The 21,568-nt window shown below is 35.9% G+C and carries 22 protein-coding genes; 18 read left to right on the top strand and 4 right to left on the bottom strand.

All coding sequences use genetic code 11. The features are described 5' to 3' along the window. The first annotated feature begins 151 nt into the window (after positions 1 to 151). The 5 genes from BM260_RS05975 (at position 152) to BM260_RS05960 (ending at position 3,781) form a co-directional block, all read left to right on the top strand. Positions 152 to 901 (top strand): gamma-glutamyl-gamma-aminobutyrate hydrolase family protein, encoded by a 750-nt coding sequence (locus BM260_RS05975; RefSeq protein ID WP_093536084.1) that lies wholly within the window; start codon positions 152 to 154, stop codon positions 899 to 901. A gap of 29 nt (positions 902 to 930) precedes the next feature. Beyond that, positions 931 to 2,019 (top strand): threonine aldolase family protein, encoded by a 1,089-nt coding sequence (locus BM260_RS05970; RefSeq protein WP_093536082.1) that lies wholly within the window; start codon positions 931 to 933, stop codon positions 2,017 to 2,019. A 52-nt stretch (positions 2,020 to 2,071) separates the two neighbouring features. After that, positions 2,072 to 2,248 carry a hypothetical protein gene (locus tag BM260_RS18375; RefSeq protein ID WP_175496212.1) on the top strand — a complete coding sequence of 59 codons (177 nt, stop codon included), beginning with the start codon at positions 2,072 to 2,074 and terminating at the stop codon, positions 2,246 to 2,248. 162 nt (positions 2,249 to 2,410) lie between these two features. Beyond that, positions 2,411 to 3,283 (top strand): patatin-like phospholipase family protein, encoded by an 873-nt coding sequence (locus BM260_RS05965; RefSeq protein ID WP_093536080.1) that lies wholly within the window; start codon positions 2,411 to 2,413, stop codon positions 3,281 to 3,283. A 78-nt stretch (positions 3,284 to 3,361) separates the two neighbouring features. Continuing rightward, the gene (locus tag BM260_RS05960) at positions 3,362 to 3,781 is read left to right on the top strand and encodes a pyridoxamine 5'-phosphate oxidase family protein (RefSeq protein ID WP_093536078.1); all 420 of its coding nucleotides are present in this window, start codon (positions 3,362 to 3,364) and stop codon (positions 3,779 to 3,781) included. 95 nt (positions 3,782 to 3,876) lie between these two features. Here BM260_RS05960 and BM260_RS05955 read toward each other — a convergent pair whose 3' ends face one another. Then, positions 3,877 to 4,692: an EcsC family protein gene (locus BM260_RS05955; RefSeq protein WP_093536076.1), complete on the bottom strand. Its 816-nt coding sequence runs from the start codon at positions 4,690 to 4,692 to the stop codon at positions 3,877 to 3,879. Positions 4,693 to 4,949: 257 nt separating this feature from the next. Here BM260_RS05955 and BM260_RS05950 point away from each other — a divergent pair, with 257 nt between their 5' ends. The 6 genes from BM260_RS05950 (at position 4,950) to ptsP (ending at position 12,245) form a co-directional block, all read left to right on the top strand. Beyond that, positions 4,950 to 6,374, top strand: coding sequence for a PTS mannitol transporter subunit IICB (locus tag BM260_RS05950; RefSeq protein ID WP_093536074.1), 1,425 nt, complete (start codon positions 4,950 to 4,952; stop codon positions 6,372 to 6,374). A 138-nt stretch (positions 6,375 to 6,512) separates the two neighbouring features. Then, positions 6,513 to 8,615: a BglG family transcription antiterminator gene (locus BM260_RS05945; RefSeq protein ID WP_245762645.1), complete on the top strand. Its 2,103-nt coding sequence runs from the start codon at positions 6,513 to 6,515 to the stop codon at positions 8,613 to 8,615. Between the two features lie 15 nt (positions 8,616 to 8,630). Further along, positions 8,631 to 9,068 (top strand): PTS sugar transporter subunit IIA, encoded by a 438-nt coding sequence (locus BM260_RS05940; protein ID WP_093536072.1) that lies wholly within the window; start codon positions 8,631 to 8,633, stop codon positions 9,066 to 9,068. 1 nt (position 9,069) lies between these two features. Next, a complete protein-coding gene (locus tag BM260_RS05935) occupies positions 9,070 to 10,236 on the top strand; it encodes a mannitol-1-phosphate 5-dehydrogenase (RefSeq protein ID WP_093536070.1) in 1,167 nt (388 codons plus the stop codon). 24 nt (positions 10,237 to 10,260) lie between these two features. Continuing rightward, positions 10,261 to 10,524: a phosphocarrier protein HPr gene (locus BM260_RS05930; protein ID WP_093536068.1), complete on the top strand. Its 264-nt coding sequence runs from the start codon at positions 10,261 to 10,263 to the stop codon at positions 10,522 to 10,524. A gap of 2 nt (positions 10,525 to 10,526) precedes the next feature. Further along, complete coding sequence (ptsP, locus tag BM260_RS05925) at positions 10,527 to 12,245, top strand: phosphoenolpyruvate--protein phosphotransferase (RefSeq protein ID WP_093536066.1); 1,719 nt, start codon at positions 10,527 to 10,529, stop codon at positions 12,243 to 12,245. Positions 12,246 to 12,300: 55 nt separating this feature from the next. Here ptsP and BM260_RS18175 read toward each other — a convergent pair whose 3' ends face one another. Both BM260_RS18175 and BM260_RS05920 read right to left on the bottom strand, forming a co-directional pair. After that, complete coding sequence (locus BM260_RS18175; protein WP_139219902.1) at positions 12,301 to 12,456, bottom strand: YfhD family protein; 156 nt, start codon at positions 12,454 to 12,456, stop codon at positions 12,301 to 12,303. 207 nt (positions 12,457 to 12,663) lie between these two features. Next, positions 12,664 to 13,095 carry a hypothetical protein gene (locus BM260_RS05920; RefSeq protein ID WP_093536064.1) on the bottom strand — a complete coding sequence of 144 codons (432 nt, stop codon included), beginning with the start codon at positions 13,093 to 13,095 and terminating at the stop codon, positions 12,664 to 12,666. A 210-nt stretch (positions 13,096 to 13,305) separates the two neighbouring features. On the opposite strand from BM260_RS05920, the gene BM260_RS05915 reads away from it, so the two are divergent. Then, on the top strand, positions 13,306 to 14,292 hold the full coding sequence (locus BM260_RS05915) for an SEC-C domain-containing protein (RefSeq protein ID WP_093536062.1): 987 nt from the start codon (positions 13,306 to 13,308) through the stop codon (positions 14,290 to 14,292). A gap of 185 nt (positions 14,293 to 14,477) precedes the next feature. Then, the gene (locus tag BM260_RS05910) at positions 14,478 to 16,562 is read left to right on the top strand and encodes a methyl-accepting chemotaxis protein (RefSeq protein WP_245762644.1); all 2,085 of its coding nucleotides are present in this window, start codon (positions 14,478 to 14,480) and stop codon (positions 16,560 to 16,562) included. A 188-nt stretch (positions 16,563 to 16,750) separates the two neighbouring features. Here the strand turns inward: BM260_RS05910 and BM260_RS05905 are convergent, their stop codons facing one another. Beyond that, positions 16,751 to 16,945: a hypothetical protein gene (locus tag BM260_RS05905; RefSeq protein WP_093536058.1), complete on the bottom strand. Its 195-nt coding sequence runs from the start codon at positions 16,943 to 16,945 to the stop codon at positions 16,751 to 16,753. Positions 16,946 to 17,082: 137 nt separating this feature from the next. Here BM260_RS05905 and BM260_RS05900 point away from each other — a divergent pair, with 137 nt between their 5' ends. The 5 genes from BM260_RS05900 (at position 17,083) to BM260_RS05880 (ending at position 21,486) form a co-directional block, all read left to right on the top strand. Then, complete coding sequence (locus BM260_RS05900; protein ID WP_093536056.1) at positions 17,083 to 17,310, top strand: hypothetical protein; 228 nt, start codon at positions 17,083 to 17,085, stop codon at positions 17,308 to 17,310. Between the two features lie 86 nt (positions 17,311 to 17,396). Next, positions 17,397 to 17,834 (top strand): YusW family protein, encoded by a 438-nt coding sequence (locus tag BM260_RS05895; protein ID WP_093536054.1) that lies wholly within the window; start codon positions 17,397 to 17,399, stop codon positions 17,832 to 17,834. A gap of 869 nt (positions 17,835 to 18,703) precedes the next feature. Beyond that, positions 18,704 to 19,549, top strand: a complete 846-nt coding sequence (locus BM260_RS05890) for a general stress protein (protein WP_093536052.1) — start codon at positions 18,704 to 18,706, stop codon at positions 19,547 to 19,549. Positions 19,550 to 19,648: 99 nt separating this feature from the next. After that, positions 19,649 to 20,566, top strand: a complete 918-nt coding sequence (locus tag BM260_RS05885) for an exonuclease domain-containing protein (protein ID WP_093536050.1) — start codon at positions 19,649 to 19,651, stop codon at positions 20,564 to 20,566. 71 nt (positions 20,567 to 20,637) lie between these two features. After that, positions 20,638 to 21,486: an MBL fold metallo-hydrolase gene (locus BM260_RS05880; protein WP_093536718.1), complete on the top strand. Its 849-nt coding sequence runs from the start codon at positions 20,638 to 20,640 to the stop codon at positions 21,484 to 21,486. Positions 21,487 to 21,568: the final 82 nt, after the last annotated feature.

Here is a 21,568-nt window from a genome sequence, read left to right as displayed (position 1 = left end):
CCTCCTTAAACTTGGTTGATTTATTTATTCCCTAGATAAATAAAAACAAACGTATAAACTAAATATTTGTCGGAATAGTCGGTTACGTTTTTCCGGATTAATAAACGGGTATGTAAAAAGAAAACACTTAAAAAGAGAAGAGAGAATATATATGAAACCAATAATAGGAATTACAACAGAAGTACTAGAAGATGGCTGTTATTATATGCCTCCAGTCTATGCAAATGCAATTATACAAGCTGGTGGGATACCTATACTTATTCCTTTAGTACCGGAGGATGATATAGAAGAACTTAGTAGAAGATTAGATGGCCTTTTTGTTACAGGAGGCGAGGATATTGATCCAAGTTATTATAATGAAAATCCTCATGTACATTTAAAACAAATTACACCTGAATTGGATGAAATGGAGTATAAACTTATTAAAAAAATGTTGGATTTAGACAAACCTTATATTGGGGTATGTCGCGGTTTGCATATGTTGAATATTGTCCAAGGTGGTTCACTGTATCAGTCCATTCATTCACAGCGAGAAGAGCCGGTCATGCAGCATTTACAAAAGGCAGTTCGGACGCATAGATCACATCCTGTAACACTGAAAAAAGATAGTCGAATATATGACTTATTACAGGAAGAAGAATTTAGAGTGAATTCGTTCCATCATCAAGCAGTCAACAAAGTGGGTCAAGGATTGGAAGTTATTGCGAGAGCAACGGACGGGATTGTTGAATGTGTAGAAAGTAAGAATCATAGTTTCGTATTTGGCTTCCAATGGCATCCAGAAGAGTTTGCGGTTGACGGGGACGAGCCATCAAAACGCATTTTTAAAGCGTATATAAATGCAGCGATTGAACACAGAATAAGTAATGCTAATAATATTCCTGCTGTAGTGCTAAAATAAATAGACAATTGAGTTTCAGGAGGGGAAATATGACTGAAAGCATGTCGTTAGTGGAAGCATTTAAGCAAACGCAGTATCAAATAGCCGGAAATGGAAGAAGAAATATACAAATTCTAAAAGAAGCCTTTGAACACATAGATGACCAACAAGACAGTGATATGTACGGAAATGGTGAAATTATTGAGATGTTTCAAAAGAAAATGGCTACATATTTAGGGAAAGAGTCAGCCGTATTCTTCCCAAGTGGCACAATGGCTCAACAAGTAGCTCTACGAATTTGGTGCGATGAAAAGGGTATTAAGAGAGTAGCATACCATCCACTAAGTCATTTAGAAATTCATGAAGCAGATGGACTAAAGGAAATGCATCATATTGATACATTATTATTAGGTGATGAATCTGGCTTAATGGAATTAGAAGATGTTCTAAATTTAGATCAAGAAATAGCTTGTCTATTATTAGAACTTCCCCAACGAGAGATTGGGGGTCAGCTTCCTGACTACCAAACCATTGTTGAAATCTCCGAGTATTGCCAAGCAAAGGGAATTCGATTGCATTTAGATGGAGCAAGACTTTTTGAAATCCTCCCGTACTATCAGAAATCTGCGGCAGAGGTTTGTGGACTTTTTGATAGTGTATATATTTCATTTTATAAAGGAATTGGAGGAATAGCTGGAGCTATCCTTGCTGGAAATCAGGAGTTTACCCAACAATCGAAAGTCTGGAAACGACGACATGGTGGAGACTTAATAAGTTTATATCCGTACATTATAAGTGCAAATCACTATTTTGATCAGAGAATATCAAAAATGGAGCAGTATTATGAAAATGCAAAAGAGTTAGCAAGACTATTTAACTCATGCCCTTTCATACAAACTAAACCAGCTGTTCCCCAATCTAATATGTTTCATGTTCACATTACTAGATCAAAAGAACAAGTAGAGGCAATATTTAAAGAGGTTTACTATGAAACAGGTATAGGGTTGACTAGCTATCTCAGAGAAGAAAACCAATCAAGCGTTAGTTTCGAGGTTAGTGTCGGAGATCAATACAACTCCATCCCAAAAGATAAAGTACAGAAAGCATTTCAATCCCTACAAGTTAAGCTGACCGAATAAATGAATAAAACCTCCTAACTTACACAAGTTATTTTCATGGAGGTGAAATTTCATGACGAAGAAAAATAATAAAAACAACAAGAGTAATTCATTAGACCGAGAAGAATATGGTTTCGGTTATGACGTCAGTCCAGATGATTTAGAGGTATACGTACAAAATAATAATAGACAGAAAAAGAAAAACAATGAAATCAAAGATCAAGCTAATAACAAGCAAGAGAATAAATAACATATTACTAATCAACATACCCATTTACAAGACAGTTATTGTTTTGGAATGGGCTTTTTTTTGAAGTTTCAACACCTACTTTCGCCATAAAATGCTCGGAGGTTCTAATTCTCTCCTTTTTTTCTTACATTGTAACAATGGGTAGAAAAAGGAGGACGTTCATTGTTAATAGATGGTGTTTTTTCAGGAGGTGGATTAAAGGGATATGCACTAGTTGGTGCTTACCAAGTAATAGAAGAAAAAGGATATCAATTTAAGCGAGTAGCCGGTACGAGTGCAGGTGCTATCCTTGCTTGTTTTATTGCTGCTGGTTTTACAAGCAAAGAAATAGAAGAGTTATTAAGTGAACTAGACACATTAACCCTTTTAGATCCTCGAAAAACTATTCTACCAATTCCCTTCATGAAGTGGATAAATCTCTACTGGAGACTGGGATTATATCAAGGGAAAGCGCTTGAAAACTGGTTTTTAGAAAAGCTGGCTTTAAAGGGAGTATATACTTTTTCTGATATTGAGGCAGGTTCGCTGAAGTTAGTTGCCTCTGATCTTACGAACGGCAAAATAATGGTACTTCCTGATGATTTAGAGAGTTACGGGATATCAGCAGCTAGTTTTCCAATAGCACGGGCCCTACGCATGAGCTGTGGAATTCCATTTTTCTTTGAACCCGTCAAATTAAAAGTGACGTCGACTGATACGATAATTGTGGACGGTGGTGTATTAAGTAATTTTCCTATGTGGATTTTTGATAATGGAAACAAAGAGAGACCGATTTTGGGCTTAAAACTTAGTAGTAATTCAGAAGAGATGGAACCTCATAAAATAACAAACGGCTTAAACTTATTTGAAGCATTATTTTCTACTATGAAAAATGCCCATGATGAAAGATATATCTCCAGAAAAATTGAGAAAAACATAATATTTATTCCGGTAGAGGATTATAAAGCAACACAGTTTGATCTGAGCGAAGATATGAAAAACGAGTTACTGGAAAAGGGCAGAAGCCGTGCCAATCAATTTTTGAAAATGTGGTAGGTAATTTCGGGGTGAATGTTTAATTCCATCAGTCAAAGGAATAATAGAACAGAGAATACACTGAAGGAGAGGATATTCATGGCAAAGAACGCAAAAGAGGAAGCACTAAAAATCTTAGATAAAAATATGATTGGTACAATGGCAACAGTTCAACACAACAAACCACATTCTCGTTACATGACATTTTTTAACGAGGAATTCACTCTCTATGCAGCAACAAGTAAAAAAACACATAAAGCAGAGGAACTACAGCAAAACCCGAATACGCATATCTTGTTAGGTTATGATGGGCATGGATTAGGAGATAGCTTTTTAGAAATTGAAGGAACGGTTATCGAATCAGATGATGAAGCGATGAAAGAAAAAGTGTGGAACAAAGCTCTTAAAGGCTGGTTCGAAGGCCCAGAGGATCCGGACCTTTTAATCTTAAAAGTTACACCTACCCAAATGCGATTAATGAATACAAGAGGAGAAGAACCTCAAGTTATCGAACTTTAATGTTCCTCTTTATTTTCACGGAGACCTTTTTGATGTTAAAAAAGGTCTCTTTTTATGCGATTTAAACTGATGGGTAAAATAGTAGTAACAAAAGTTTAGCTTAATAAGTTGCTAGTATTATCTTTGTTTAATCTTTCCACAATTCTTCGTTTTCGATAAAGCATCATTCCAGCTTCACCTATATCATTTATCGCGGAACGATTAATAAATGCTCCAAAAACTAAGCCAGCAATTGGAATCATCTGAAACATTTTTTTCCATCCGAATTGATCTCTATAGGATAATACAACCTCACGCCAGCCTTGCACCTCCGATAAAACCTCCCGTTTTGTTTCTTCGTCTTGACTATCAAACTTAGAAAGCTGAGCCAAGATAACTTGTTTGCCAACAATGTCGGAAGAAATAAATTGAAGTGATTTAATAATGAACAACCGTTCCTTCTTATCATTCGGGTCATAGCCATAACAAATGGCAATATCCTGCAATGTTTTTAGTTGTAAACCTAACAGGAAAGGAATATCAAGTGACAATGTAAAAATACCTCCAATACCTGTTCCAGCACCTTGAATGGCAGCTATATTTTTTCTGTTTTTTGTTATACCTTTTACAGCCTTGTCCATTGTTGAAACAGGCAATCTGTTTACGTCCTCAACGCTATCAATACCCATATTTGGATAATAGGACTTGATCTTGGAAGTTGAACTCAAATAACTGCCGCCCGTTTGGATATATTGGCCAAGCTCATCAAGTAAAGTACCCATTTTTGTTTGTATAAATTTTGGAGTCCACTTGTCCATTATTTTAAAAGGTAATCGTCCAATTTTTTCCCAAAACCATAAATCGCCTTGATCCTTTTCCCAGGCCTCTATTCTTAAAAGCTCAGATTGTAACCAATCCTTTGAATCTATCATTACTATCACCTCGTTTATAATACGTCCGTTCAACAAAATAGTTTCAATTCAAGGTAGTTTAGGTTTTAATATAGGAAAAACAAAACAGTCTTTAGAGAAATCAGTGGTTTTAGATAATATGACAACCAATCAACTTCGATTTTGGCATCATTAAAGACGACATGATAGCGTTTTCATTTTATTGAATATTAAATGTAAACGCTTTAATATGAGAGACAACAAGAAACTTTAATAAAATCAAGGGGAGGATTGCTAAAATGAACACAGAACAGACAGGATTCAAGGTTAAAGTCCAGCGTTTTGGTAGTTTTTTAAGTGGGATGATTATGCCGAATATCGGCGCATTCATCGCATGGGGTCTTATAACAGCATTATTTATACCAACAGGATGGTGGCCTCGTGAAGATTTTGCAGAGCTAGTCGGTCCTATGATCAATTACTTATTACCAATCTTAATTGGGTTTACGGGTGGTCGTCTCGTTCACGGTATTCGAGGTGGTGTAGTTGGTGCAACTGTAACGATGGGAGTAATCGTTGGAGCAGAAATCCCAATGTTCCTTGGTGCGATGATAGTTGGTCCACTAGGTGGTTGGGTTATCAAGCAGTTTGATAAACTAGTAGAGGGTAAAATAAAAGCTGGTTTTGAAATGCTCGTAAATAACTTTTCAGCAGGTATTATTGGTGGATTCCTAACATTAGTTGCATACAAATTGATAGGGCCAGCAGTTAATGCATTAACAGATTTTCTTGCAGCTGGAGTTCAATTCATATTTGATGCAGGTCTCTTACCACTTGCAAGTATTTTCATAGAACCAGCCAAAGTATTATTCTTAAATAATGCAATTAATCATGGGATATTAGGTCCTTTAGGAATTGAGCAGGCTGCAGATGCAGGTAAGTCAATTCTATTCTTATTGGAGTCAAATCCAGGACCTGGTCTTGGAATTTTACTTGCTTTCATGTTCTTTGGAAAAGGAGCAGCGAAACAAACTGCACCTGGAGCAGTAATTATTCACTTCCTAGGTGGAATTCATGAAATTTACTTCCCTTATATTTTGATGAAGCCATTCCTACTTGTAGCAGCTATTGCCGGTGGAGCTTCTGGTATCTTTACACTGCAATTATTCAATGCAGGTCTAGTGGCAGCACCTTCACCAGGAAGTATATTCTCTATATTAGCGTTAACTCCAAAAGGAAGTCATATAGGAGTTATATTAGCCGTAGTAGTCGCAACTGCCGTATCCTTCCTAATCGCATCTCTTATTCTTAAAACGTCTAAAGATATAGCGGAGGAAGATTTAGTTAAAGCAACAGAAAAAACTTCTTCACTAAAAGGGTCAGAAAGTAGAGCAGCAGAATTTATAAAACCAACGACAACAGTTGACTCTATGCAAGAAACTTCCCTTGCAAATGTAAAACATATTATATTTGCGTGTGATGCGGGAATGGGCTCCAGTGCAATGGGAGCATCTATCTTAAGAAATAAAATGAAAAAAGAGGGACTTGATGTATCGGTAACAAATACTGCTATTAGCAACCTTCCAGCAGATGCAAAAGTAGTTATTACGCATAAGGATTTGACGAGTCGTGCAAAAGATCAAGTGCCAAATGCATACCATATTTCTGTAGAAAATTTCTTAAATAGTCCAAAATATGATGAACTAATTGAACAACTAAAATAAGAAAAGCGAAAGTGCTAGAGTCCTAAACAGATTCTAAGTAATGCATATACTTTCTTGTTAAAATAGAGACACATCCGAGACTCGGCCTATTTCATAGGCTGAGTTTTGCCAATGATTTGGATCGTTAGGAATGAGGTGTTGACAATATTTATTTCGAGCAGAGAAAAGATGATTATGGAAGCTTTGATAATAGAAAAGGAAGAAATAACGATTAAAGAATTATCTAAAAGAATAGATGTGAGTTCTCGAACTATTCAACGAGATTTAAATAATATCCAAACTATTTTAGACTCCTATCAACTTGAACTAGTTAGAAAATCAGGAGTCGGTGTACAGATTATAGGGGATGAACAAAGAAAGCATGAATTGGTTCAACAGCTTAAAAAGTTCACACAAAGAGAATATACACTGGAGGAAAGACTGACATTAATCCTATGTATTTTGTATGAATCAACTGAGCCTGTAAAGCTCTATTCACTCTCAAAAGATTTGGGCGTTTCCATTTCAACAGTCAGTGCCGATCTGATGAAACTAGAGGAACAATTACAGCCTATTCAACTTTCAATCTTGAAGAAAAGAGGATATGGAGTTGAACTATCAGGAACGGAAAAGGCAAAACGTAGAGCAATTAGTTATGCACTTTCGAAAACCTTGAAGGAAGAGGGATTATTTTCATTAATAAAAGAAAAGATTCATCAAAAATCAAGCAAGTATGAAGATCCAATTTCTGAAAGACTAATGCACCTTGTCGACCGAGAAAAGTTAGGGATGATTGAAGAGGCGATGAAGGACCTTTATCCAGACTTCTCTTTGTCGATGACAGATAGTGCGTATGTTGCGTTAATCGTTCACCTTGCACTCGCTATTGAACGTATTTTGCAAGGAGAAAACATTACGATCGATGAAGCGTATTTAAAGCAGATTTCGCTTGAGCCAGAATATCCTATAGCCCAAAAAATTATCAGTATGTTAATGGACCGTTTCCAAGTGGATATCCCAGAAGCAGAAGTAGGCTATATAACAATGCATCTTCAAGGCTCCAAACTTCGTCAACAAGAAGGGGTTTTAGTGGAGTCTTCCAATTTAGAGTTATATAGACAGGCTAAGAGTTTGGTCAGGGAGGTGGAAAAGCAAACTAGCTTTTCTTTATCTGACAATGCTTCCCTTCTGGAAGGTCTCGTTACTCATTTAAAGCCTGCAATCTATCGTATAGAGCAAAATATGGGCATAGCTAATCCCTTACTAGATGAAATACAAACGAATTATAAGGATTTGTTTGAGCAAGTAAAAACGGCTACTCGTAAAGTTTTTCCAAAGCTCCAAGTTCCAAACGAAGAAATTGGATACTTAGTAATGCATTTTGGATCTGCCTTAATTGGGGTATTAGGAAAGGGAGACCTAAAGGCATATATTATTTGTTCTAGTGGAATTGGAACCTCTAAATTACTAGCTTCACGATTACTTCGAGAAATTCAAGAAATTTCAGAGGTAGCTAATATTTCTGTATTTGACCTAAACAAGCTTGCCACTACTATAACGGATAGGGATCTTATCGTTTCCACCATCTACTTGCAGGATTTTCAAAGGGAGTATATTATGGTTAACCCTTTTTTAACAACAGAAGAGATTAACCAAGTCCAGCTATATGCAAGAAGGAAAATGCTCATACAAAAACCTTCTCCACTCGCAAAAGAAAGTAATCCAAATGCAGATGTACTAACAGAAAAAATAGCAAAGGTACACGAATACTCAGGTGTAATGTTAAACGTATTAACTAATTTTCAACTTACTTTGCTAAAAGACCAAACTACCGTAAAGCAATACATGCAGCAGATATGTGAGAACTTGGAGTCTAGACAAGTCATTACAGAAACAGAAATAGTAGTAGAAGCTTTACTCGAGAGAGAAAAAAATGGTGGTATTGGGATTCCAGGAACTAAACTTGCACTCTATCATACGCGCCATGAGAACGTACAAAAGCCATCGTTCACTATTCACAAACTTGACCACGTTATTTGTATAAAAGGCATGGATGGTAGTGATGTAGAAGTGGACACACTACTTGTATTATTAGCACCTAAATCATTTCTCACAGCAGGGTTAGAGGTTCTAAGTTTGATCAGTACTTTAATCATTCAGAATGAACAAAATATCCACTTGTTTGAAACAGGGGAAGAAGCTCAAATTCATTCATTTTTAGCAGAAGAATTTGAAGTATTTATTAAAGAAAATATAAACTAATGGAGGCGTAATACAATGACATTACCAATTTTATCAGCAGAAAATATTTTACTTAATCAACAAATAGCTACTAAGGAAGAAGCAATCCGACTAGCGGGTCAAATGTTAGTAGACAAAGGTTATGTGGAGTCTGGTTATATAGAAAAAATGTTAGAAAGAGAAGAAATGACCTCCACTTTTATGGGCAATTTCGTAGCAATTCCACATGGTACTGATGATGCAAAAAAAGAAGTGAAGGAAACCGGCATTACTATTATTCAAGTTCCAAATGGAGTAGATTTTGGAGATGGTAATATTGTGAAATTGATTTTTGGTATTGCTGGTAAAGGCAATGATCACTTGGATATACTATCTAATATTGCAATTACTGTATCAGAAGAAGAGAATGTAGAGAAGATAGTTAAAGCAACTTCACCTAACGATATTTTGTCCTTTTTTGAAGGAGTGAACTAATATGAATGCTGTTCATTTTGGAGCAGGTAATATTGGTAGAGGATTTATCGGTTTATTATTGCACCAATCGGGATATAAAACATGTTTTGTAGATGTAAATGCAGAAATCGTTAATTTATTGAATGAGAAGAAACAGTATACTGTAAAGCTTGCGGAGGCATCTGGGAAAGAGTTAACCGTTGAAAATGTATATGCGATTAACAGTTTAAAGGATCCAGAACTTGTCGTAGACGAGGTAGCAAATGCAGATGTTATTACCGCTGCAGTAGGACCAAATATACTTCCCCTAATCGCGGGATTATTAGCTACTGGATTGAAAAAACGTCTAGAACAATCGAAAAAGCCACTAACGATTATTGCATGCGAAAATATGATTGGTGGAAGTGCCTTTTTAAAAGAAAAGATATACGAAGAGCTGACGAATGAGGAGAAAACTCAATTTGACATGTATTATAGCTTTCCAAATGCAGCGGTAGATCGAATTGTCCCCAACCAGACTAATATTGATAAATTAGCAGTAACAGTGGAACCGTTTTACGAGTGGGTTGTAGATGAGTCTGAGATTAAAGGAGCTACTCCCCCAATACATGGAGTAACATTTGTTCAAGATTTAGAACCTTTTATAGAACGTAAATTGTTTACTGTTAATACAGGTCACGCAGTTGTTGCCTATTTTGGTTATTTGGCAGGGATTCGTAACATGCATGAAGCTCTTGAAAATAGTGAAATTAGAGAAATGGTTGAGCAAGTACTAAAGGAGACTGGTCGATATCTGACTGCAACTTACTCGTTTGATGAAAAAATACATGCTGACTACGTACAAAAAATCATAAATCGTTTTGCTAATCCATATATTTCAGATGATACTACAAGAGTAGGACGCTCACCGATGCGTAAACTTAAAAAAAATGATCGACTTGTCCGTCCTGCGACCAAATATGTAGAAATGTTTAGTGAGAATCCTTTATACTTAACTAGAGGAATAGCAGCAGCTTTACACTATGACTTTAAAGAAGATCCAGAAGCAAACGAAATACAATTGATGATTGAACAAAAAGGATTACAGTTTACGATTGAAAGAACGACAGGTATTGAACCAGGTACAGGTTTATTTGAAAAGATTCAAAAGCAATATGAAGAAATTGCAATAAAGAAAAGCAAAAAATAAAACAATTAAAGGGAGAAGATTATTATGACAAATCATACGTATACAGTAGTGGCAGAATCAGGAATTCATGCAAGACCAGCAACAGGACTTGTTCAAACAGCTTCAAAATTTGTTTCAGATGTATTTATGGAGTATAAAGGGAAAAAGGTTAACCTTAAATCGATTCTTGGCGTTATGTCACTTGGTGTTGGTCAAGGCGGAAGTATTTCTATATTTGCAGAAGGTACTGATCAACAAGAAGCACTAGAAGCAATTGAAAGCTTTCTAAAAACTGAAGGGATTATTTAATCATGACAGAAATATTAAAAGGAATTGCTGCATCCAGTGGTATAGCCATTGGAAAAGCATTCCTGATGACAGAACCAGATTTAACGGTGACAAAAAGTACAGTAACGAATAAAGAAGAAGAAATTACTCGATTTCATGAGGCTGTAAATGCTGCCAAATTAGAGCTTCAAAAGATACGTGACCGTGCTGAGGTTGACTTAGGGACAGAAAACGCCGCAATTTTTGATGCGCATTTACTTGTACTAAGTGACCCAGAGTTACTAGGTGCAGTAGAAAGTAAAGTAAATGACGAAGCAGTAAATGCAGAAACTGCTTTACAAGAAACGGCAGATACATTAATTGTCATGTTTGAACAGCTGGATAACGAATATATGCGTGAGCGAGCAGCGGATATACGGGATGTAACGAAACGAGTAATTGCAAGGTTATTAGAGGTTGAGGTCCCGAATATTGGATTAATAGATGAAGAAGTTATTATCATTTCCAAAGATTTGGCACCTTCAGATACTGCTCAACTGAATAGAGCATTTGCTAAAGGATTTACAACTGACATGGGAGGTCGCACTTCTCACTCAGCCATTATGGCTCGGTCATTAGAGATTCCTGCCGTTGTTGGTACAAAAAACGCTACATCTGCAATTAAACAAGGTGATTTAATCGTTGTGGACGGAGATAATGGGGAAGTCCTTATAAATCCTCCTACCGATGTTGTAGAGAGCTATGTAGAAAAAAGAAATGAACAAGAAGCAGAGAAGAAGCAACTCTCCTTGCTAAAGAATAAGAAAACTATCACATTAGATGGTATACAAGTGGAAGTTGCTGCAAACATCGGAACTCCCAAAGACGTCGAAAGCGTCCTTGAAAACGGTGGTGAAGGAGTAGGGCTATATCGTACCGAGTTTTTGTATATGGAACGAGATACTTTACCAACAGAGGAAGAACAATTCCAAGCATATAAGCAAGTGCTTGAAAAAATGGGTGATAAGCCCGTTGTTGTTCGAACATTAGATATTGGAGGAGACAAGCAACTTCCATATTTAAATCTTCCAGAAGAGATGAATCCATTCCTTGGCTTCCGAGCAATTCGACTGTGCTTAGAGGAACAAACAATTTTTAGAACTCAACTACGTGCATTATTACGGGCAAGTACCTTTGGTAATCTTAAAATAATGTTTCCAATGATTGCGACTCTAGAAGAGTTTAGAGAAGCAAAAAAATTATTACTAGAAGAGAAAGAACAGCTTCAACAGGAAGGTACACTTGTATCAGAGCAAATAGAAATTGGTATTATGGTAGAAATACCTTCGACTGCCATATTAGCAGATCAATTTGCTAAAGAAGTGGACTTTTTCAGTATCGGAACCAATGATTTAATCCAATATACAATGGCTGCAGACCGAATGAACGAGTCTGTTGCTTATTTATACCAACCTTATCATCCAGCTATTTTACGTTTAGTTAAAATGGTAATCGATGCTTCGCATGCTCAAGGAAAGTGGACAGGTATGTGTGGTGAAATGGCAGGAGATACAATTGCCATTCCATTATTGATTGGTTTAGGGTTAGATGAGTTCTCCATGAGTGCTCCTTCCATGCTAAAAGCAAGAAATCAGATCAATCAGCTTACACAGCTAGAGATGAAACAGATAACGGAAAAGGCACTATCTATGCAAACTTCCGAGCAAGTGAAGCAATATGTAAAAGAAACCTTGAAGTTTTAGTATTTTCAAATAAAAGCACTAGGAAACCCACCTATAGAAGTGGGTTTCCTGGTGCTTATTTTCTTTTGACCTTCGGAGCAGTTTTATTTAGTTCTTCAAATTCCTTGGCAAATTCTTCTTGAATTTCGTTTGGTTTGATTTTAAGGTTTTTAGGCGTTTGAGGTAATGAATCTTTGTTGTTACTTCTACCTTTTTTATCGTCTCTTCCCATGTAAAAACTCCTCTCCATTTGTTCGATCTAACTTAATATGGCTAATTTCAAACGATTTACACGGGAGTTGGAAAAATATTAGTTTAGTATACAGAAAGAACTTCATTAAAAAACGTTGTTAGTTATACACGAAAAAGTATCGTAAGCTCGATAGCAAAACAAAAAACTCAAGTACATGGACTGAATTCTCCAAGTACTTGAGTTTTTTTACTTTTTATTGAAAAAGGTAGTTAGTTGTTGCTTCGTTGGGGCTTGAATTTTATAAGTTAACTCACGATCACCGCTATTTTCTATACGCGGAATGATGGACTCTATTACATTAAATTTCCAAAAAGACGGTTTACTTTTTGTACTCTTTTCCGTATCCTTTGTCATCATTTTACGTTGAAACGGGTGCAACTTAGCCATCAAAAACTTTTCTTTTATACGGATTAATAAGTATCCCTCGTCTGTTTCAGGATTGAACTTTTTCATTAGGGATTCACCTAACTCAAACGTATTCGATTTGTTTTGAACAGATGGTGATAGAACTAAAATATTCCCTTTACGGAACAATGCTGTATTCGACACTTGCTTGAGACCTAAATCGTTAATAAGAAAATCTAAGTTCACTTGAGACGCTTCACTAGCAACTGACATATTCCATACCTCCTCGACATTTACAGACTCCTATGTTAAGTATACCCTATTTTGCGGAGGAAATCTTAGTTACACACAGATTTGCTAGATATTTTTTGAAATATTTATAAAAATGTTATTTGTTTTCCTATCTATTTTAGACTAAACCTTAAATTTTGCTTGATTTCATGTTAAAATAAGCACTTACCAAAAGAGAAGGAAGTGTTATATATGGTAGGTCGAAATGATCCTTGTCCATGTGGTAGTGGAAAAAAATATAAAAAGTGCTGCGAGTCGAAGCAGAATGATTCTATAGAAGAGGTACAAACAGAGGAATTGGAAAGAATATTACAATCCTTTTATGATCACTATCCAGAACGTAAGGATATGGAAGATTATGCGGATCTTGTGAGTGCTTGGAGCAAAGTAATAGGTGATTATTTAGACTTAGAAATGATTGAAGCTATTGTAATGGACGAGTTCTTTTTCCATTACAAGCAGGAAATATGGTTAGATTATCTTAAAAAGCAGAAGAAAATAATGGTACGACCTTCTACACTAAGTGTATTAAACCAGTGGAACGAGCCGCAGGTTTTTGTAGGGAAAGTGATTGAAGTAAAAGAGCACTATATGACGGTTTCACACATACTCACAAAAGAAAGCATTCAACTTAGACGAGAAAGTGATAAGCCGGTGCCTGTTGGAGTTCATGTGTACTGCTTCATCTTGCCGGATAGCTCTGCCGAAGAAAATCATTATTTAGCTATTTCTAGCTTAGTTTTCTTCCCTGTCGATCACCAGAACGTTTTTGATAGTGTAGAAAAACAATTTGAAAAACAAGAAAAACTTTCTGCCTCGGCCTTTTTAAAGGAACTGGGAGCAACTCTGTGGAAACTACTTGGACAAAATGGCTATGAAGGCGGAGAGTATACAAACTTTGAAGTGGGAGTATTACAGGTTGCAATCGATTTCTTAGAGAAAAATAATCGAGAGTATGGTAACTTTATTGAAATAGTTGAGGACTATTTAGTGGAGCAACAGCCAAATGCACGTAAAGAAGTAGCGATTGCTGCTGGAGCCATTCGATTTGGTCAGGAAAATGGGTTATTTGAACCGTTTGATATGACGATTAAAGAGATTGCAGAGGCTTTTGATGTTTCCACCTCTTCTTTAAACAAGTACTATAATGATTTAACAGCGTATTATCAAGCAAAATAGTTTAAAAATAAAAGGTCACCGTCTATTGAATTTTAATAAGCGGTGATCTTTTAACATTCTCAGGAAATTCTGATTATTAATTTTTATAGGTCTCTTGTGCTATATTTAATATTGGGTCTTTTGGTTCGTTTTAAAGGTATGCTACTTACGACTTAATATATAAATTAACAAGGAGAGATGAAGAAGTGAAAAGTATTTCGAAAAAATTGTCCGTTATAATAGTTGGACTTTTTTTAGTGTTATTCCTAATTTATTCAACAGTTACAAGTACGATTCTATATAACCAAAGTATAAAAGATGCGGAAAGTTCGACTTTAGTAGATGCTAAACTTGCGGCCTCTTTAATAGGTGATCGTTTTCAAGAAATAAATGAAATGTTATATAATACGAAAAATTTAATAGAACTATCAGAAAGAAACAACCGACTTGAGGGAGAAGAATTAGTACAAATTCTACAAACAAATTTAGAAAGTAATGATAATGTTTTTGGTGTTTCATTACTATTAGAGAGCGGAGTTGCCAAAGGCGAGACATACCAAGCTGATCTCATGGATAGTTCAAATCGATTTATTCCCTATTTATTTAGAAGTGGAACATCTATTGTGACGGAGAAACTTATGAATTATGAAGACAAAGATGCAGCTTGGTACACTGTTCCTAAAAATGAAAAACGTGCTATCTTATCAGAGCCATATATGTACGAAACAGCAGGAAAATCGGTCCCGATGACTACTATAGCCATGCCTTTACTAACAAAGGAGGGTACTTTCTTTGGTGTGATAACAGCAGACATAACAATCGAATTCTTAGAAGAGGTAGTGGCAACGATTGCTCCACCAGGTGGTTATGCAGGTATTATTACAGATGAAGGTACATTAATAGTAAATAGTATTAATGACAAGATGAATTGGTCTAATATGCAAGATGCAATAGATTGGTCAGGAGTAAAGAAGAATATCGTTAGTGAACATGAAGGAAGTTTGTATGTAGACTCAAAATCATTAAAGGAAGAAGCTTTTAACGCTTTTGCTCCAATGCTCTTAGAAGGTGCAGATGAAATTTGGTCTGTTCAATTGGTTTTACCAAAGTCTAAAATACTAGAAACCTTCACTGAAATATTGCTTGTTAATATAATAGGTGCCATTATTATGGTCGTATTGATGGCGGCAGTGTCCGTTTGGTTTATCTTTAGACAGTTAAGACCATTGAAATTTCTACGAGAGTCTATCGAACTGGCTGCAGTTGGGGATTTAACAAAAAAAGTAGACAGTGTATATATTAAACCAGATGAAATAGGAGCTGTTGCATCGGCTTATAATAATATGTTAGTTAAAACGAACGATGCGATACACACGGTATTAGATTCCTCTACACTTTTATATAAAACTTCTAATAATGTACATGAGGTGTTTGATGAAGTAGTAGCTTCTAGTGATGAAATTACTTTAGCTACTAATGAAATTGCAGAAGGAGCTGCTATGCAATCAGAAGATACAGAAGAAACAAATGATCTGATGATACAGCTTTCAGATAAAATAGAATCATTAAAAATGATTTCCTCTCAAATGGATGAATTATCTTTGAAAAATAAAGTATCAACCGAAAATGGTATAAAAGAAGTGGTCAGACTAGGAGAACAGAATGCACAGACAAATGAAATTAATAGTAAGGTGCAATCTCAAATCGAAACATTGGTCTCGAATATTAGCAATATCAACCAAGTGATTGGATCTATTCAAGGTTTAACGGAGCAAACGAATCTACTTGCTTTAAATGCAAGTATTGAAGCGGCTCGTGCCGGTGAACATGGAAAGGGGTTTGCAGTAGTTGCAGAGGAAGTTAGAAAACTTGCAGAGCAATCTAAGCGAGAAACAGAAGTGATTAATCAGATTGTGCAAGGAATTATGCTAGAATCTAAGCAAACCGTTTCAATTATTTCTGAAAATGCGAAGATGATGCAAGCACAAAATCAATCAGTACGTAGTACCGAAAAAGCATTTAATAATAATAAAGTATTAACTGCAGAGATTGAGTTAGGGATCAAGCAATTAGTAGAAGAAATCAGTAGTATGTTAGAAAACAAAAATAATGTGATTATGGCAATACAAAATATATCGGCTGTATCTGAGGAAACTGCAGCCTCAGCGGAACAAGTAAGTGCATCTGCAAATGATCAACAAACGGAGTTAGAGAGAGTAGGAAACTCTATTACTCATATGAATACGATCGTTGAGGAATTACAAGAAGTAGTAAATCGATTTAAATTATAGAACACGATATAGGGGTACAGAGAAAATGTCTACTCTTTTTATTGTTTATGAAGTTATACAATCTTAGTGCACAACAGCTATGTGTGGAATTTGCAAAAGAAGGACAAATTGAAAGCCGACTTTCTATTGGAAGGTCGGCTTTCAGCATCAAATTTAATTGTAGCGAACGTAAGATTTCTATTAAAGGTCTAACTAAATAGTCCACCTAAAATACCCTTGTCTTTGGAAGAGTTACTAGTTGTTTGATTTGTTTTGGTTCCTCGAATAGGAGTATTCGTAAAACTTTCGAATTGTTTTGCTATTTTGTCCCGTGATCCTTTATTTCTCATCAAAAATGCAGCTCCAAGACCTAAAGCGGTGATTGCCATTTTGTTTTTATTCATAAGTTCGTTTCCTCCTCAAATTATTTTGTTATAAATTGTTTTCCCATATTTTTTGAAGTTAAACAAACAAGGTAAGATGTTTAGTAATTGAAAATAAGGATAAACAATTTAAAACACATTAAAGAGGAGTGGAAGAAATGACGAAAAAGCATCCAACAGATAAAGAGAAACAAGATATTTCCGGACGTATTATGGATAATCCGGATCTATTAAATACCGAAAAAGAAAGTATATTCGATACAGATGAAGATATGAAAACAGTGGATCCTATACCGGTAGAAGAGTTGAATGAAAAGGTAAAAGATGAAAAAAATAAACGAAATACTAAATCAACATCGGCCAGTGAGGAACGTTTTCCTGGATAATTACTCGTGAGTAGTTTATTTCTTAGGAAAATGGAGATAACTCTAAATAGAAACCAATTTCATACGAAAATGAAGGAGTGCTTAAAATGAAAGTAAAAAAATATTCATTACTTGGTAGTGTAATTATGTCATCTGTATTAATATTAGGGGCTTGTGGGGACAAGGAAGAAGTTAGTGAAGCACCTGACAAAGAGACCGCTCAAAGTGAATTTGGTTTTCAGTCATTTGATTTAGATATAGACACGGTAGATCAGAAGGATGCCGTTGATGCTTCTTTTGATATTGATGTCTCCGAAACAGAAGCGGAGTATACAAACCAAATAGAGTCAAAAAAACTTTCTGGTGACGAGGCTTATGCAGAGTTAGAGCCAATCTTTAAAGAACTTGCACTAACAAAAGATATGAGCAAAGAAGAAGTGATTGAAAAGGTTACTAAAGCATTTGGAGTAGAGGATTATAAAGAGTTTGAGCTAGAAATAGAATTCTCTGATGGAGATACACAAGAGTTTAGCGATATAAAATAGAATTTAAAAGCCTTGAGCGACGATGAATATCGTTCCTCAAGGCTTTTTTTGACAAGATTAGAAAGTATATAAAAAAAACAGCATGAACACTGGATTTGCAGAACATTTAAGAATGAATAATACTACTGATTTCCTCTACATGTGGAGAACAAAGGCTTAGAGCGCCACGTCTTGTGGCAATGCCTTTGTGACCAAGTCTCCGTGGGCACGGCTTCAATCTCCTCGTCACTACAAAAACATATGCTCCTGCGGTGCTTTCAGCTCGCGTTGTTCCCATCGATGTCGCCTATTTCACTACAATCAATTAAGTGAGTACTACTGCACGATAAGATTGTCTTTTTAATTAGCGATACTATTCTGCAAAGAGGGAGGAAGAAAAAGGATTCGCTATAATCCAGTGGAGTTAAAGAGAAATAGTAAGTCATACCTAAATAAAGAAGCGAACGAGCGAAAGAAATTGCATCTTCGTGAGCTTCTACAGAAATAGGAGATTTTCTTTTTTCTAGTTATCCAAAAACGAACTAACCTGTTTTTAAGTTGTATAAGGAAGATGGGCAGTTAAAAGCCATAAAAATACCGAGAAAAAGAGGCTAGTCATGACTAGCCTCTTTAAAAATCAAACGGGTAATCTTATAGCAATACGGCTGTCCAACGCTCTTTGAAAACGATATAAACAGGTTTTGACGTACAAGGGCCTCATATTTTGCTCGGTTTTTCCTATAATATTTATCACTTCTATCAATAACTTTATGTACTTGAATAATTACTGTTACATTACAAATCGATTAACATTAGCTGCATTGTGTTTAAGTTATAACTTAAGAAGGGTAAGGAAAGAATAACACAATAAATTTTGAGGAGGCAACACCATGAACATTGAATCGAATAGACGAATTGAAATTGCTCGTACCGAAGAAGAAATGTATGATAAATTGGAAGCCCTACAAAATCAAGGTTATGCAGAAAGCGATATACATGTAATTTCAACTGAAAATGCTCATTTAAATACACTTAGTCGTCACTCAGAAGTTTCTACACATGAGGCTGGAACATTTATGGATAAGTTCAAATCTTGGTTTACTGGAGAAGATGCAGTAGCGGAAGGTTTACGTAAATTAGATCTAAGTGAAGAAGAAAGAACAAAATATGCTGAAGAAGTGGCAAGAGGAAGTATTGTTCTCTACACAGATGTTTTAACACATAATGATGAACCAATGGTATACGGTACTCATGAGAATGAATTTGAGCAAGAGTATACAGATACAGTAGGTACAGATGTTGTACAAAACCGTTTCATGGAAAACGAAGAGCCGATTAGTGAATATGCTAAAGAGCAAGGTTTTACACCTTCTAACAATGATTTTGTAAACGAAACTGATGGGCGCTTTGATGAACCACAGGACCGCTTTGCACGTGGAGAAACTTTTGCCACTGACCCATACTTAGCAAGAGAAGAAAATCATATTGGTCACTCTATGCAGGAAGATAAAGAAGTAAGAGAGTCTCGTCCGACTATTGACGAGAGCATTACAATCGAAGAAAAATCATACGGTGCTCACTCACCAGGAGCAGATCCGAATCTAGGTCCAGCGGCTTATGGGAGTGAATTAGTGGAAGAGGAAGAAGAGGAAAGACTTTCTCATGATCAACACGAAGAAAAGTTGGAATTTCAAAAGAAACTAGATGATATCCCTCCAACTAATAGACTGTATTAATTTTAAGATAACGGATAGAGCCTCTCTAATTGGAGAGGTTCTTCTTTGTATTCTATTATGAGATAATGAGAGACGATCTAACTAAATGAGGTGAAGTAAATGGACTTTATAGCTATCGATTTTGAAACAGCCAATAATCTTCGTTCTAGTGTATGTTCAGTAGGAATCGTACAAGTAAAGAACGGGAAAATATATAGAGAAATACAATCCTTAATAAATCCGTTAAGTGAATTCCATTATTATAATACAAAAATTCATGGAATTACTGAACATATGGTGCATGGAGCACCAACCTTTGAGGAATTTTGGCCGAACATGAAAGATCTTATTGAAGGTCAAGTTATTATTGCACACAATGCAAGTTTTGATATGGGTGTTTTACAAGAATGTTTGCGTCAATTCCATGAACCATCTCCACATTTTGAATATGGATGTTCTTTTCGAATTGCCAAAAAAGTGTGGCCGCAATTATACAATCATAAGCTATCGACTGTATCGAATTATTTGGGTATTAGTTTGAGACATCACGATGCTTTAGAGGATGCTCGCGCTGCTGCTATTATTACATTAGAAGCCCTGCAGAGAACTCAGACAAGTACAGTGAAACAACTGGCCAAACTACATAATGTGACGATAAAGTCATCCATTCAAGCTAAAAAGCAACCGGCCCAACGCAAAAATAAAGCAGACATGACAATCGAGTTTTTAGAATCGGAAGATGCAGAACTAAATTCTAAGCATCCATTTTACGAAGCGCAAATTGTTTTCACCGGAAGAATGCACTCTATGACCAGAACGAAAGCAGCACAACTTGCAGTGAATTGTGGAGCAGTTTGTAAAGGGGCGGTGGATCATCAAACAAATTACTTAGTAGTGGGAGATAATGACTTAGCCAAATACTTACAGGGTATAAAAAGCACCAAAATGCAAAAGGTAGAAGGGATGATTCAACAAGGACTTCCAATTGAAATAGTTGGAGAACAAGATTTTTTAAGATTAGTTAGGTATTCAGTTTAAAGAGCTGGCTAAAAGTATAAATAAGCTATTCCGGTGAAATGCTAATGGCAGTTAAGGAAAGGGTGAATTACTTGGACAATTCAATATCATACGGTGACGATTACAAATATATACCAGCAACTTCGGTAGGAAGTGGTATAGGAATCGAGATATTACCGGACATTTATTGCCATACCATTCAAATCGTTAATATTTGTTTAGTTGGCGAACCTAATTCTGAGGACTTTGTATTAGTAGATGCAGGTATGCCTTACTCATCGGATGAAATTATTTCTGCAGTAGAAGAACGATATGGTGTTAACAAAAAGCCAAAAGCAATTATCTTAACCCATGGACATTTTGATCATGTTGGGGCAATAGTTGAATTAGTAAATAAGTGGAATGTCCCTGTCTATGCTCATGAACTAGAATTACCTTTTTTAACAGGTAAAGAAAGCTATCCAAAACCTGATCCAACAGTAGAAGGAGGATCTGTAGCCAAAATGTCTTTCCTATTCCCTGTGGATGCTATAAATCTAGGAGACCATGTTGAAGTGCTTCCAGCAGATGGAACAGTTCCTTTTATGGATGATTTTCAATGGATTCATACGCCAGGTCATACCCCGGGTCACATCTCCTTATTTAGAGAGAAAGACGGGGTATTAATAGTGGGAGATGCATTTGTTACAGTGAAACAAGAGTATTTGTATAAGGTGTTCACGCAGGAACAGGAAATAAGTGGTCCTCCAAGATATCTCACGCCTGACTGGGAAAAAGCTAGGGAATCGGTAATCAAGCTTTCGAACTTAAAACCTAAAGTAGCAATAACTGGACATGGTTTACCTATGAAGGGAGATTTACTTACTAGCAATTTACACTTGCTAGTCACGGATTTTGACTCGATAGCATTGCCGCGCCATGGAAAATATGTAAAAGAATAATGACAGTGAAAATAGAAGATCTCATTCATATAATGGGATCTCTTTTAATTGTCAGAATAAAAAGTTAAAATATAAATAGATT

The organism is Psychrobacillus psychrotolerans (genome assembly GCF_900115805.1).
Classification (GTDB): Bacteria; Bacillota; Bacilli; order Bacillales_A; family Planococcaceae; genus Psychrobacillus; species Psychrobacillus psychrotolerans.
The sequence above is the reverse complement of the archived record's forward strand: the minus strand, read 5'-3'. Positions and strand labels throughout refer to the sequence as shown.